The 13783-nt window shown below is 68.5% G+C and carries 11 protein-coding genes; 8 read left to right on the top strand and 3 right to left on the bottom strand.

The annotated features are described in order from the left end of the window. Positions 1 to 71 precede the first annotated feature (71 nt). Together ACZ7CF_RS22160 and ACZ7CF_RS22155 are read right to left on the bottom strand one after the other, a co-directional pair. Positions 72 to 1514, bottom strand: a complete 1443-nt coding sequence (locus tag ACZ7CF_RS22160; RefSeq protein WP_360389460.1) for a family 43 glycosylhydrolase — start codon at positions 1512 to 1514, stop codon at positions 72 to 74. Continuing rightward, positions 1511 to 3994 carry an alpha-L-arabinofuranosidase C-terminal domain-containing protein gene (locus ACZ7CF_RS22155; RefSeq protein WP_360389463.1) on the bottom strand — a complete coding sequence of 828 codons (2484 nt, stop codon included), beginning with the start codon at positions 3992 to 3994 and terminating at the stop codon, positions 1511 to 1513. The genes ACZ7CF_RS22160 and ACZ7CF_RS22155 overlap by 4 nt, the downstream gene beginning before the upstream one ends. Before the next feature lie 163 nt (positions 3995 to 4157). Between ACZ7CF_RS22155 and ACZ7CF_RS22150 the strand changes: the two genes are divergently transcribed. The 6 genes from ACZ7CF_RS22150 to ACZ7CF_RS22125 all read left to right on the top strand — a co-directional run bounded on the left by ACZ7CF_RS22150 (position 4158) and on the right by ACZ7CF_RS22125 (position 9487). Further along, the gene (locus tag ACZ7CF_RS22150; protein ID WP_360389466.1) at positions 4158 to 5132 is read left to right on the top strand and encodes an ABC transporter substrate-binding protein; all 975 of its coding nucleotides are present in this window, start codon (positions 4158 to 4160) and stop codon (positions 5130 to 5132) included. Positions 5133 to 5271: 139 nt separating this feature from the next. Beyond that, positions 5272 to 6804: a sugar ABC transporter ATP-binding protein gene (locus ACZ7CF_RS22145; RefSeq protein WP_470370445.1), complete on the top strand. Its 1533-nt coding sequence runs from the start codon at positions 5272 to 5274 to the stop codon at positions 6802 to 6804. Then, complete coding sequence (locus ACZ7CF_RS22140) at positions 6801 to 7781, top strand: ABC transporter permease (RefSeq protein ID WP_458431811.1); 981 nt, start codon at positions 6801 to 6803, stop codon at positions 7779 to 7781. The genes ACZ7CF_RS22145 and ACZ7CF_RS22140 overlap by 4 nt, the downstream gene beginning before the upstream one ends. Further along, positions 7778 to 8749, top strand: a complete 972-nt coding sequence (gene yjfF, locus ACZ7CF_RS22135; protein ID WP_360389474.1) for a galactofuranose ABC transporter, permease protein YjfF — start codon at positions 7778 to 7780, stop codon at positions 8747 to 8749. Before ACZ7CF_RS22140 ends, yjfF begins: the two co-directional genes overlap by 4 nt. Further along, positions 8746 to 9174 (top strand): hypothetical protein, encoded by a 429-nt coding sequence (locus ACZ7CF_RS22130; protein WP_470370444.1) that lies wholly within the window; start codon positions 8746 to 8748, stop codon positions 9172 to 9174. The genes yjfF and ACZ7CF_RS22130 overlap by 4 nt, the downstream gene beginning before the upstream one ends. Before the next feature lie 61 nt (positions 9175 to 9235). Beyond that, on the top strand, positions 9236 to 9487 hold the full coding sequence (locus ACZ7CF_RS22125; RefSeq protein ID WP_470370443.1) for a nitroreductase/quinone reductase family protein: 252 nt from the start codon (positions 9236 to 9238) through the stop codon (positions 9485 to 9487). Positions 9488 to 10627: 1140 nt separating this feature from the next. Here ACZ7CF_RS22125 and ACZ7CF_RS22120 read toward each other — a convergent pair. Further along, positions 10628 to 11827, bottom strand: a complete 1200-nt coding sequence (locus ACZ7CF_RS22120; RefSeq protein WP_470370442.1) for a serine hydrolase domain-containing protein — start codon at positions 11825 to 11827, stop codon at positions 10628 to 10630. 124 nt (positions 11828 to 11951) lie between these two features. On the opposite strand from ACZ7CF_RS22120, the gene ACZ7CF_RS22115 reads away from it, so the two are divergent. Beyond that, positions 11952 to 13067, top strand: a complete 1116-nt coding sequence (locus ACZ7CF_RS22115; RefSeq protein ID WP_470370441.1) for a sensor histidine kinase — start codon at positions 11952 to 11954, stop codon at positions 13065 to 13067. A 39-nt stretch (positions 13068 to 13106) separates the two neighbouring features. Next, positions 13107 to 13781, top strand: coding sequence for a response regulator (locus ACZ7CF_RS22110; RefSeq protein ID WP_458431805.1), 675 nt, complete (start codon positions 13107 to 13109; stop codon positions 13779 to 13781). The last annotated feature ends 2 nt before the right edge of the window (positions 13782 to 13783 follow it).

Here is a 13783-nt window from a genome sequence, read left to right as displayed (position 1 = left end):
ATCCTTGGTCTAGACCGATGATGTTAGCGATAACACCGGTCAGTCCTGGTACAGCTCACCCATTGTGACCGCTATTCGAGCCGAAACGTCGCACGTCGGCGCGCGTCGCGGTCGTTTCCGGGTTTGCCGGTCACCAGTCTCCCCCGGTCGTGGATGAGATAAGAATCTGCTCCAACATTCAACGAAATCGCCGTGCTGTCAGCGAGTCCGGCAACCCGGACGAAGCTCGCCGCACGGCCGTAGGCGTCCGTGTCCTCGTACGGGTCGATCCGCACCACGTCACCGTCGACGCGCACGTACCGGTCCGGGAAGTTCACCGACTGCAGCGCGACCGTCCCGGAGCCCGAGAAGCCCGGCACGAACCGGAACTGCGAGTCGGCCAGCTCGCGGACGTTGCCGTCGACCCGCAGCCGGTACTCGTAGTGCCGCACGGTCAGCGCAGGGGAGTCCAACGGCGACAGCCGCGTGATCGGCCCGCCCTCCCCCACCGGGACGCCGAACGACGGGGTGCCGTCGGCGTTCCAGTGCAGCCGCTGCACACGGGTGTGCCGGTTCGGGTCGAACAGCGGGTCGCCGCTGATGTCGCGGTAGTCGCGGGAGTGGTAGATGAGCACGTCCACGTCGCCGACCGTGGTGAACGAGTTGTGCCCCGGCCCGTACTGCGAGGTCGGCACGTGCGTGGCGAACACCGGGTTCGGCGACTTCGTCCACGACCGCGCGTCGAGCAGGTTCGCGTTCTCGTCGGCGGTCAGCAGGCCCATGCAGTACCGGGCGTCGGTGGCGCTCGCGGAGAACGTCACGAACACGCGGCCGTTGCGGATGAGCACCGCCGGCCCCTCGTTCACCCGGAACCCCTGCACCTCCCACGACGCCGTCGGCGTGGCGATCCGCACCGGCGCCGTCCGCAACGCGAGCGGGGAGGCCATCTCGGCGATGTAGAGGTTGGTGCCGGAGCCGACGGCGGGCTCGTTCTGCGCCCACAGGAAGTAGCGCTTGCCGCGGTGCGCGAACGTCGTCGCGTCGAGCGTGAACGTGTCCAGGTGTGTCGTGATCTGGCCGCGCAGCACCCAGCCGTCCAGCCGCGGGTCGGCGTTCGGGGACTCCAGCACATAGGTGCGGATGCGGAACGGGTCGTCCTTGTCACCGGCAGCGAAGTAGACGTACCACCTGCCGTCGATGCGGTGCAGCTCCGGCGCCCAGATGTAGCCGCCCATCTTCCCGGTGGCCGGACGGCGCCAGATGGTGCGCTCGCGGGCGGCGGTCAGGCCGTCCAGGGTGGACGCTCCGCGCACGACGATCCGGTCGTACTCGGGCACGGACCCGGTGAGGTAGTACATGCCGTCGGTGGGCGGTGTGACGAACGGGTCGGCGCGCTGTTCGACGAGCGGGTTGCGGGTGGGCAGCCCGGCCGCGGGTTCGGCGGCGACGGCGGTGGCCGCGGGTGCGGCGGAGGCGAGCGCCCCGGTCGCGGCGAGCACGCCGCCCGTGCGCAGCAGGGATCGGCGGTCGATCACGAGCGGCTCCTGATCCTGAGGAAGGTGACGGAGTTCGGCGGGAACGTGTGCGTGAAGCTGCTCGCCACCCGCACCTGCTCGGAGCGGGGCTTGATCGGCTGGGCGAACTCGGTGTTCACGTCGTCGGGACGGCCCTGCAGCACGGTCGCGCGCGCCGTGGACGACACCGGGACACCGAGGTCGACGCGGGTGCGGGCGGCGTTGTCCTGGGCGTTGACGACCTTGACGACCAGCTCGCCGGTGGCGCGGTCGCGGGTGACGACCTGGCGGAACGGTTCGGCGACCTGGTCGGTGAACTCGCCCCACTTCCGCCCGTCGAGGAACAGCGCGACCTTCCGGCCGCGGACCTCGACCCGCACGTCGTAGGTGCGGCCGGTCTCGATGCGGGTGCCGTCGGTCAGCAGGGTGCTCTTGCCGCCGCCGGCGGCCTTCTCCACAGCGGACTGGGTGTTGTTCCAGCCGCCGAGGTTCCACCAGTAGTAGTTGCCGGTGTCCTTGACGCCGAACGCGACGAGGAAGCCCTCACGGCCGGACTGCTTGGTGGCCTTGAGGTTCAGCGTGTAGTCGTGCCAGCTCCTGTCGCCGGCGGTGACGAGCGTGTCCTCAGCAGCCGCGTCGGACTGGACGTAGGCGCCGTTGACGACGTTCCACGCGCCGCGGCCGGTCTTCGTCCACTGCGCGTCGGTGCCGGAGAAGTCGTCGCCGAACAACGCCTCACCGGACGCGCCGGTGACCCGCACGTCGTCGTAGCTCGCGGCGGTGGCCCAGGTGGACAGGCCGATGGCGCCGGTGATCGGGGTCTGGGTGGCCGGGGTGGCGGTCGCGGTGCTGGGCACGACGTGGTCGCCCACGTTGGTCATGAACAGCTTCTGCACCTCGTAGCTCGCCGAGCCCCACGACGCGTGGTTGTTGAACCAGATCATGTCCGGCTTCCACTGCACGTAGTCCTCGTTGGCCAGCAGCGGCGCGTACGACGCGAGCTTCACGACGTCGGCGTTGCGTTCCAGGCCGGTCATGAACGCGGCCTCGCTCAGCGCGTTGAAGAACTTGTTGTCCTGGGAGGCGTACTCGCCGAGGAACACCTTGGGACCGTTGCGGTCGTAGGAGTCGTAGCGGGCGTTGTTCTCCAGGAACCAGCTCGGGCTGTTGTAGTAGTGCTCGTCGACCATCTTCACGCCGGCCTGCCGGTTGAGCTGCCAGAGGCGGTCGAACACGCCACCGGTGTCGTCGGGGCCGGAGTTGCTGACGACCGTGATGTCCGGGTACCTCGCGTTGATCGCGGTGCGGAACTCGGTGAAGCGGGCGAAGAACTCGTCGGGCAGGTTCTCCTCGTTGCCGACGCCGAGGTGCGTGAGCCCGAACGGCTTCGGGTGGCCCATCTCGGCGCGCTTGCGGCCCCAGGTGGAGTCGGCGGGGCCGTTGGCGAACTCGATCAGGTCCAGCGTGTCCTGGACGTGCCGGCGCAGCAGCGCGGGGTCGTCCGTGGCGCGGTTCTGGCCGCAGCCGGTGACCAGGGCGGGCACGACGGGCAGCGGCATGGCGCCGATGTCCTCGGCGAACTGGAAGTACTCGTAGTAGCCCAGGCCGTAGGACTGGTTGTAGCCCCAGAAGTTCCAGTTCGTGGCGCGCTGCTCGACCGGGCCGATGGTGTCCTTCCACTGGTACGAACGGCGGCGCTCGTAGCCCGGCGCGTCGTAGCCCTGGTGGCTGCCGGTGTTGACCAGGCAGCCGCCGGGGAAGCGCACGAAGCCGGGCTTCAGCGCGGCGACCTTCTCGGCCAGGTCGCGACGCAGGCCGTGGCCCTTGAAGGTGTCCTGCGGCAGCAGCGAGACCATGTCGAGTCGCAGCGTCCCGGTGCCCTCGCCGGTGACGAGCAGCCGGCCGGTCGTCGTGGACCTGCGGGCGCGGACGGTGCCGGTGTACTTCGCCCAGCCGTCACCGCGGACCTCGACCCGCACCGGGTCGCCGAGCGGGGCACCGGCTGGATCGGTCACGGTGGCGGTCAGCGCGGTCCTGGCCTGGTCGGTGCGGGCCCAGACGGAGAAGTCGTAGCGCTGGCCCTCCCGCACGGCGATGCCGGAGTTGTAACCGGAGTTGATCACACCGGCGGGCAGGCCGAGCTTCAGGTAGCGGCGGTTGCGCTCGTTGAGGCGCCCGGCGTCGTCGGCCACGTCCAGGGTGCCGCTGTGCGGTGCCCACGCGGTGAGCCCGGTGTAGCCCGCGTTGTCGGCGGGGTCGTACTCGAACGAGCGGTTCTGCACGAGCTCGGCGTACAGGCCGCCGTCGGCGGCGCGGTTGATGTCCTCGAAGAACACGCCGTACATCGAGTCGTCGATGGACGGGCCCTTCGCCGTGGCGTCGACCTTGAGCGCGTAGTCGGTCTCCGCGGCGGCGCCCGAACCCGGCACGCCGACCAGCAGACCGGCGGCGAGAGCGGCGGACAACAACACGTGCTTGCGGGGCACGGACTTGCGGGGCACGGATTTGCCTCCCCTGCTCGGAAGTGAGCGTTAACATAGGGCTGCGAACTCGTTACGGGCAAGGACTTGACGCGACAGATGTGAACGTTCACTGTTGTCCACCTGACAACCGCGGACACGCGGTCGAGCTCCGCGACACCGTCGTCACCCCGGAGGAATCCCAGTGCTGAAGAAGATCACGACAGCCGCCAGCGTGGTCGCGCTGTTCGCGTTGACAGCGTGCGGCGGCTCGAGCGGCGGCGGCGATGCCGCCTCCGGCCAGTCCGGCGACAAGATCACCATGGGCTTCGCCCAGGTGGGCGCCGAGAGCGGCTGGCGCACCGCCAACACGAAGTCGATCCAGGACGAGGCCAAGACCGCCGGCATCGACCTGAAGTTCTCCGACGCGCAGCAGAAGCAGGAGAACCAGATCAAGGCGATCCGGTCCTACATCCAGCAGAAGGTGTCGGTGATCGCGTTCAGCCCGGTCGTCGAGACCGGCTGGGACACCGTGCTGCTGGAGGCCAAGCGCGCCAACATCCCGGTCATCCTCACCGACCGCTCGATCGACTCCGACGACACCTCGCTCTACAAGACGTTCCTCGGGTCGGACTTCGTCGAGGAGGGCCGCAAGGCCGGTGACTGGCTGGTGGCCAACGCCTCCGGGCCCACCAACGTGGTCGAGCTGCAGGGCACCACCGGTGCCGCGCCCGCGATCGACCGCAAGAAGGGCTTCGAGGAGAAGATCGCCGGCAAGTCCGACATCAAGGTCGTCGCCTCGCAGACCGGTGACTTCACCCGCTCCGGCGGCAAGCAGGTCATGGAGGCCTTCCTCAAGTCCCAGCCCAAGATCGACGTGGTCTACGCCCACAACGACGACATGGGCCTGGGCGCGATCGAGGCCATCAAGGCCGCCGGCAAGGTGCCCGGCAAGGACATCAAGATCATCACCGTGGACGCGGTGAAGGACGGCATGACCGCGCTGGCCAACGGCGAGATCAACTTCATCGTCGAGTGCAACCCGTTGCTGGGCAAGCAGTTGATGGACCTGGCGAAGAAGGTCGTCAAGGGCGAGGAGGTGCCGGCCAGGGTCGTGACCGAGGAGGGCACGTTCACCCAGGAGCAGGCCAAGACCGCGCTGCCGCAGCGCCAGTACTGACCCCGGTCCCCGCCGCAGGACAGCACACGCGGTGGGTGGTCGCGCGGTCGTGACCACCCACCGCCCCACCAGACCGCGGGACCCGTCGCTCCGCCCAAGTGGCGACGGGTCCCGCACCTCAGCGACGAAGGCCTGAGCCATGACCGAGTCACCGCCGCCAGTCGTCGAGATGCGGGGCATCACCCTCGCGTTCCCCGGCGTGAAGGCGTTGCAGGACGTCGACTTCCGGTTGTTCCCCGGCGAGGTGCACGCCCTCATGGGCGAGAACGGCGCCGGGAAGTCCACCCTGATCAAGACCCTGACCGGCGTGCACCGCCCCGACAGCGGCCAGGTCGTGCTGGCCGGCGCCGACGTGGCGTTCTCCTCCCCCGGCGAGGCGCAGCACGCCGGCATCAGCACGGTCTACCAGGAGGTCAACCTCTGCGCGAACCTCACGGTCGCGGAGAACATCCTGCTGGGCCGCGAACCCCGCAAGCGCGGCGGCATCGACTTCCCGGCCATGCGCAAGCGCTCCGCCGAGGTCCTCTCCCGCATCGGCGTGCACATCGACCCGGCCTCCAGCCTCGGCGAGCACCCGATCGCGGTGCAGCAGCTCGTGGCCATCGCGCGCGCGATCGCGGTCGACTGCCGGGTGCTCGTGCTCGACGAGCCGACGTCCAGCCTGGACGCCGGTGAGGTCGCCGAGCTGTTCCGCATCATGCGGGTGCTGCGCGACGAGGGCGTCGCGATCCTGTTCGTGTCGCACTTCCTCGACCAGGTCTACGAGATCTCCGACCGGATGACGGTGCTGCGCAACGGGACCCTCGTCGGTGAGCACCTCACCGCCGAGGTCGACCGGCGGGCGCTGATCGCCCAGATGATCGGCCGCGACCTCGGCGCGCTGGAGGCCATCGAGGACGCCGCCGAGCAGCGCCACCCGGAGGGACCGGTGCTGGTGCACGCGGAGGGCCTCGGCCGCCGCGGCGCCATCGAACCGTTCGACCTGGAGATCCGCGCGGGCGAGGTGGTCGGCCTGGCCGGTCTGCTCGGCTCCGGCCGCACCGAGCTCGCCCGGCTGCTGTTCGGCGCGGACAAGGCCGACTCCGGCCGGGTGCTCGTCGACGGCAAGCCCGTGCGGCTGCGCGGACCGCGGTCGGCCATCGCCGCCGGCATCGCGTTCAGCTCCGAGGACCGCAAGGGCGAGGGCGTGGTCGCGGACCTGTCCATCCGGGACAACCTGGTGCTCGCCATGCAGGCCGCACGCGGGTGGACCCGGCCGCTGTCGCGCAGGACCAAGGACCAGCTCGTCGAGAAGTACCTGACGGCGCTGGACATCCGCCCGGCCAACCCGGACGCGCTGGTGCGCACCCTGTCCGGCGGCAACCAGCAGAAGGTCCTGCTCGCGCGCTGGCTCGTCACCGAGCCGCGGCTGCTGATCCTGGACGAGCCGACCAGGGGCATCGACATCGGCGCGAAGGCCCAGATCCAGCAGCTCGTCACGACCCTGGCCGCGGAGGGCACCGCGGTGCTGTTCATCTCCGCCGAGCTGGAGGAGGTCGTGCGCATCGCCGACCGGATCGTGGTGCTGCGCGACCGGCGCAAGATCGCCGAGCTGGACGGGTCGGTCACCGGCGTGGACGAGGTGGTCGAGCTCATCGCGGGCGGAGCCGCACCGGAGAAGGTGGTGTCGTGAAGAACCGTTTGCTGTGGCCGTTGCTCGCGCTGGCCGCGCTGCTGCTGCTCAACCTCGTCGTCACGCCGTCGTTCTTCTCGTTGCGCGTCCAGGACGGCCACCTCTACGGCGGCCTGGTCGACGTGCTCAAGAACGGCGCGCCGACCCTGCTGATCGCACTGGGCATGACCCTGGTGATCGCCACCCGCGGCATCGACCTCTCCGTTGGCGCGGTGGCAGCGATCGCGGGCGCGGTCACGTGCGTCCACATCGGAACCTCCGACTCGGCGGGCACCGCGTTCGCCGGCATGGCGATCGCGCTCGTGCTGTGCGCGGTGCTCGGGCTGTGGAACGGGTTCCTCGTGGCGGGGCTGGGCATCCAGCCGATCATCGCGACCCTCGTGCTGATGACGGCGGGCCGCGGTGTGGCCATGCTCGTCACCGAGGGGCAGATCGTCACGGTCAACAACGACGCCTACCGCCAGGTCGGCGCCGGGTTCGTCGTGCTGCCGATCTCGATCCTGATCAGCCTGCTGGTGCTGGGGCTGGTGGCGTTCGCGACCCGGCGCACCGCGCTGGGCATGCTGATCGAGTCGGTCGGCGTGAACCCGGAGGCCTCGCGGCTGGCCGGCGTGCGGTCGCGCACGATCATCTGGACCGTCTACGTGTTCGCCGCCGTGTGCGCGGGCATCGCCGGTCTGATGATCAGCTCGAACGTGAGCGCGGCCGACGCCAACAACGCCGGTCTGTGGATCGAGATGGACGCGATCCTCGCCGTCGTCATCGGCGGCACGTCGCTCGCGGGCGGGCGCTACTCGCTCACCGGCACGCTGCTCGGTGCCCTGATCATCCAGACCCTCACCACCACCGTCTACACGATCGGCGTCGCCCCGGAGGTCACGCTGCTCTTCAAGGCGGTCGTCGTCATCGCCGTGTGCCTGGTGCAGGCCCCGAAGGCCCGTGCGGCGCTCAGCTTCCGGAAGGTGGCCGTCTCATGACCACGCTCGTCGGCGGGGTGCGCGGGGTGCCGTCGCGGTTCCTGCCCGTCCTCGCGACCGTCGTGCTGTTCGTCCTCTCCTTCGGGATCGGCTCGGTGCGCTACGACGGCTTCGCGTCCGGCCAGGTGATCGCGAACCTGTTCATCGACAACGCGTTCCTGATCGTGCTCGCGGCGGGGATGACGTTCGTGATCCTCAGCGGCGGCATCGACCTGTCGGTCGGGTCGGTGGTGGCGCTGTCCACGATGGTCACCGCGGCGGGGCTGCGCGCGGGCTGGCCGGTGCCGCTGGTCGTGCTGGCGGTGCTGGTGATCGGCTCGACGCTGGGCCTGCTGATGGGGCTGGTGATCCACAAGTTCGACATCCAGCCGTTCATCGTGACGCTGGCCGGCATGTTCCTGGCCCGCGGCCTGTGCTTCCTGATCAGCGTCGAGTCGGTGTCCATCAAGGACCGCACGCTGCGCGACATCGCGACCGCCGCCATCCCGCTGCCCGGTGGCGTGACGATCACCTACAACGTCGTGATCGCGCTGCTGGTCGTGCTCGCCGCCATGTACGTGCTGCACCGCACCCGGTTCGGCCGCACGGTGTACGCGGTGGGCGGCAACGAGTCGTCCGCGCTGCTGATGGGCCTGCCGACCGCGCGGGTGAAGGTCGGCGTGTACGTGATCAGCGGGTTCTGCTCGGCGCTGGCCGGGCTGCTGTTCAGCCTGTACATGCTGTCGGGCTACGGCCTGCACGCCGTCGGCATGGAGCTGGAGGCGATCGCGGCCGTGGTCATCGGCGGGACGTTGCTCGCCGGTGGTGTCGGCTACGTGCTGGGCGGGCTGGCCGGGGTGCTGGTGCTCGGCACGATCCAGACGCTGATCTCGTTCCAGGGCACGCTCAGCTCGTGGTGGACGAAGATCGTGATCGGTGTGCTGCTGCTGGTGTTCATCGCGGTGCAGCGGACCATGGTGCGGCGGTGAGGCGTACCGCCCCGTACGCGTTGGCGGTGCTCGTGGTGCTGGTCGCGGTCGTGGTCGTGGTCCGCGACCCCGCCCGGCATCGCGGGCACCCCGGCCGCCGCGGCCGCGCGTGCTCGTACGACAGGAGCCCCGACCCGCTGACCGTCGCGATGAGCTGGGCCGACTACGGGAATTCAGCGGCCTGTGGTACGTACGTGCTGGTCAAGGCCGCGAACGGGAAGAGCGTCACGGTCCGGGTCACCGACCTGTGCCCCGGCCGGTGGCGGCAGCTGCCGAGGGCCGGGTACGACTGCTTCCTCGCCGAGAACGGCTGCGGCGGGCCGGTCGCGGTCACCGACCCCTACGGCGAACGGTTCGTGCTGCCCGCGCTACCGGTCCGGCCTGACGTGGTCCAGCCGACGGAAGAGCAGTTCAGCGCCCACTGACCCGATCGTGGGGAACATTCGCGGCCCGTACGATGTTGATCATTGCAGGGCAGACGACACCGTGGCGCTCAGCCCAGACGACTGGGTGCAGAACCAGACCAAGCAGATCCCGGAGACCGGGACCACCGAGGGCGTCCTGATCTTCGACCGGCCCATCGTCCTCCTGACCGTGCGTGGTGCCAAGAGCGGCCAGCTGCGCTGCATGCCCGTCATGCGCGTGGAGCACGACGGCAGCTACGCGGTGGTGGCGTCGAAGGGCGGCGCGCCCGAGCACCCCGCGTGGTTCCGCCAGCACACGCGCGCCGACTGCTGAGTGCGCAGGCCACCGGCGAGGCCGACCCGCTGTGCCATGGCTGCGGCCATCAGCCTGTACCAGCCCGGCAGTGGACAACGACTGAAGTCGAACCGGTACTCACGCCCACCCTCGCCGCGGAAGAACCCCGCGCAACCGTCCTCGGTGCCGTCCTGCACACCCGGCGGTGCCGAGCAGGGGCCGACGGGCCACGGCCGGGGTGCCGCGTCTGCTGCTGCCGCGCCCGCTCACCGCGCACCGACTGCGAGCGCGGAGTCTTCGGCGGGGTTCTCCCGCAGCTCGGTCAGCGGGATCAGATGCGGGTCCTCCCAGGTGTCGGGCACCAAAGCCATCCGGGTGTGCATCTCCAACTCACCCAGCGCGATGGCACAGCCGGATATTGCAACTGTCCGAATAACAATGTGTCCATCGGTGGCTCACTTCAGCTTCGGTCAGGCCCGGCGGTAGCGCTCCCAGGACGGGGTCGGACGGCAAGGCGTCGGATTGGCGATCAGGGCAACGACGCCGGTCCGCGAGCGGCGAGATGACCAGTCGTATCAGTGCGGCGACGTCGACCAGGCGCTGGAACCTCTTGACGCGTCAGTGAAACCAGTTCTGGTGGCGGCCCGGTTATTCCATGCCAAAATGGAACAATGGGATCTACGCCGTTCGGGCGTTTGGGTTCAGCTTTGCCGCGTGCGGCAAGACCATCGTGCCACACCAGCGTTCGCTGATCGGAATCCAACCACGTTGTTATCGACCCGCACTCGCCCAGCCGGGTTCGGGTAGGCCCACTTCTTCGCGACCAACCGTCGATGCCACCGCAGCGCGGTGCCCGGACATCAACCGGTGCTCTCGCAGCCACACCGGTAACTGGCGGACCAACGCGGCCAGCACGGCACGATCAGCCCAATCCAACCGAGGACGGCGCTGACTGCGAGGTCCCCGTCCTCACTGCGTGCCGCGATCAAGCCGACCCAGAAGTCCGCCGGTTCGCAGATGCCACCAGCCAACCGCAGGCCCAGAACAACGACGGCGATGTCGTTGTCAGGGCTGCCAGAAGTCGAACGCGTCATCGGTCCGCACAAATCTTGGACAGGCCCGTCCACATGGCACGGGAGCAAGCTTCAGTGATCAGTTCAGCTGAGCCGGCACGCCGTGCTAGCGGCGCTCGCAGAGCGCGTTCTTGACCAGGTCGAAGGACGGGTCCTCGAGCGGCGTCGGCGGGGTGGACGACTCCACCGGGATCACCGAGTCGGTGTTCATCGAGACGATGACGCTGCGCTTGCCGTCGGGCGTGATCCCGTTGCGGGTCTGGAAGCCCTGGATGTCACCTGCGTGCGACCAGAATCCGCCGCACGCGGTGGGAATCCAGGCGATGCCCAGTCCGTACCGGGCTTCCGGCCACACCGACTGCAGGCTCGGCGCCGGCACCGTCTTCTGCATCTCGGCCAGCTCCGCGGGAGCGAGGAGTTCGCCCGAGATCAGGGCTCGCAGGAATACGAGCGCGTCGTTGGTGGTGCTGACCAGCTCTCCCGCCGCTTCGGCATAGGACGGGTTGAGCTCGGTGACGTCGACGGGCTTTCCGAAGCGCAACGGATCCGCTGTGACGTTTTCCGGGAAGCGCTCGTACGCGGTCGCGTGGGGGTGCGGCAGCGCAGTCGAGTGACCGGGGGCCGACGTGTTCCGCAATCCCAGGCGCTGGACGATCCGCTCGTCGACGGCGGTGCGCCAGTCCTGGCCGGTCACCTTGCCGATGATCATTCCGGCCAGCACGTAGTTGGTGTTGGAGTAGCTCCAGCCGGCGCCGGGCGCGAAGGTCGGTGTCTGACGCATCGCGAGGGCCACGAGGTCCGCCGGGGAGTGCTTGTCGAACCGGTGCTGCCGGAAGTCGTCATCGGTGAACACGGGCACGCTGGCGATGTACTCGGGAATGCCGCTGGTGTGCTGGAGCAGCTGACGAACGGTGATCCTGCTGCCGTCGTTCCCACTGCCGGTCACGACTCCGGGCAGCCACTTCTCGACGGTGTCGTCGAGTGACAGGCGGCGTTCGCCGACGAGCTGGAGCAGCGTGGTCGCCACGAAGGTCTTGCTGAAGCTCGCGATGCGGAAGTGGGAGTCCCACGGCACCGGTGTCTTCGCGTCGGTGTCGCCTGCTCCGCTGCGGACCTTCACCGCACCGCCGGGCGTGCGCAGTTCGGTCAGAACGCCGGGGGCACCTTTCGCCACCAGTGCGTCGGCGTCTTTCTGCAAAGAGGCCTGAACCGCGTCGTCCGTGTCGTGCTCGGCACCGGCCGGTGAACATCCGGCCACAAACGATATTGCAAGCAGCGCCACCAAGGCGCTCGTTTTCGTACTCATGACATCACCGTAAGAACGCATTCACGCGATGTCGTCATCCTTTTTGGTCGTCCGTCCTACCCCTCTGGTGGTAGAGCGGATCTCTTGTGTTTCCGAACAAGAATCCCGTGGTAGCGTCCCGCCGGTGCGCAAGCTTCTCCGACCGGCGTGGGCAGACCTTCTTCTCGCCCTGGTTGCCACGGTCCTCACCCTGGCCAATCAAGTGGAACATTTCGGCGCCGATCTCACACCTGCGGATTTGTCGCTCGCCGCGCTCACAGTGGCGCCGATGGTGATCCGTCACATCGCGCCGGTGACGTCGTTGTGCATGATTCTCGGTTCGACGGTCGCCTACACGTTCTTCGGTCATGGCGTCCTGGGCAACATGGGGCTGGGTGTGCTCGTCGGCGTGTTCACCGTCGCCAACGTGCGCAGCTCACGGACCGCCGCGGTCATGGCAGTGACCTCGGCACTATGCCTGCTGGTGCCCGAATACGTCGGGGAGGCGACGCTGAAATGGTCGGAAGCCGTGCAGACCGTCCTGGTCTTGTTCGTTGCCTGGATACTCGGCGAGAGTTCCAAGAAATGGGCCAGGCGTGCCGAGGAAGCAGCTGAGCGAGCAGGTCGCGCGGCCGCCGACGAGCGAGTGCGGATCGCACGGGAGTTGCACGACATCGTCGCGCACCACATGTCTGTGATCTCCTTGCAGACCGGGGTGGCCGAGTACACCATCGCGTCCGATCCCGCCACCGCGCGTACCGCGATCTCAACCGTCTCCGAGTCCTGCCGGCAGGGCTTGACCGAGATGCGCAGGTTGCTCGACGTGCTGCGGGTGGAGAACGAAACAGAATTTCCCGACGTGCAACTGGCGAGTCCTGGCCTCGACACTCTCCCCGGTTTGGTGAACCGCACGCGCGACGCCGGTCTCGCCGTCGAACTCGTGGTCCGGGGAACACCGCGCGCCTTGCCTTCCGGGCAGGACCTCTGTGCCTACCGCGTCGCGCAGGAATCCTTGACCAACGTCCTCAAGCACGCGGGTCCTGCAGCTGTGGAGGTGGTGCTCGACTACCGTGCGCACGAACTGTTGTTGACCATCACCGATGACGGCGCGCCGAGACCTTCCGGCGCCAAGGCGAAATCGCACGGCATCCGGGGGATGCGTGAGCGCGCCGAACTCTACGGTGGCATCCTGGACGCCGGACACCGCTCTCCCCGAGGGTTCCAGGTCGTGTTGCGCCTGCCGATTCCTGACGAGGCCTGATTTCGACCGCCGACCGAATGCACGTGCTGGAGAGATGTCATGGCAATCCGCGTCCTGGTGGTCGACGACCAGTACCTCGTTCGCCACGCTCTCATGGCGTTGCTCAACGCCGCACCCGGCATCGAACCCGTCGGCGAGGCGTCAGACGGTGAGCGCGCCGTGGCGTTGGTCGCCGATCTGACGCCCGACGTGGTGCTCATGGACATCAAGATGCCGGTCATGGACGGACTCAGCGCCACCCGGCGCATCCTCGCGATGCGCCCGGAGACCCAGGTCGTCGTGTTGACCACCTTCGACATCCCCGAGTACGTCTACACGGCGCTGACCGACGGAGCCGCCGGGTTCATCATGAAGGACACACCTCCCGATCGGATCATCGCGGCGGTGCGCACGGTCGCGGTAGGAGAGATGCTGATCTCGCCGGCCATCACCCTGCGGCTGATCCAGACCTACGCACAACGTCACCGCGTCGAACTCCAGGCGAACACCCGGCTGCTGGAACTGACGCCACGAGAGACCGAGATCCTGCGGCTGCTCGGGACCGGATCGACCAACGAGGAGATCGCGGACCAGCTCGCCATCAGCGAAGCGACGGTGAAGACGCACGTGAAGCACACGATGCGGAAGTTGAACCTGACCACCCGCGCTCAGGCTGTGGTCGTGGCCTACGAGAGCGGCCTGGTCGTTCCTGGCTCTGCGGCTCCCAGCGGCTGAGG

The sequence above is a fragment of the Lentzea sp. NPDC036955 genome, from assembly GCF_055608005.1.
Note: the sequence above shows the minus strand (reverse complement) of the source record. Positions and strands in the feature narration are given on the sequence as shown.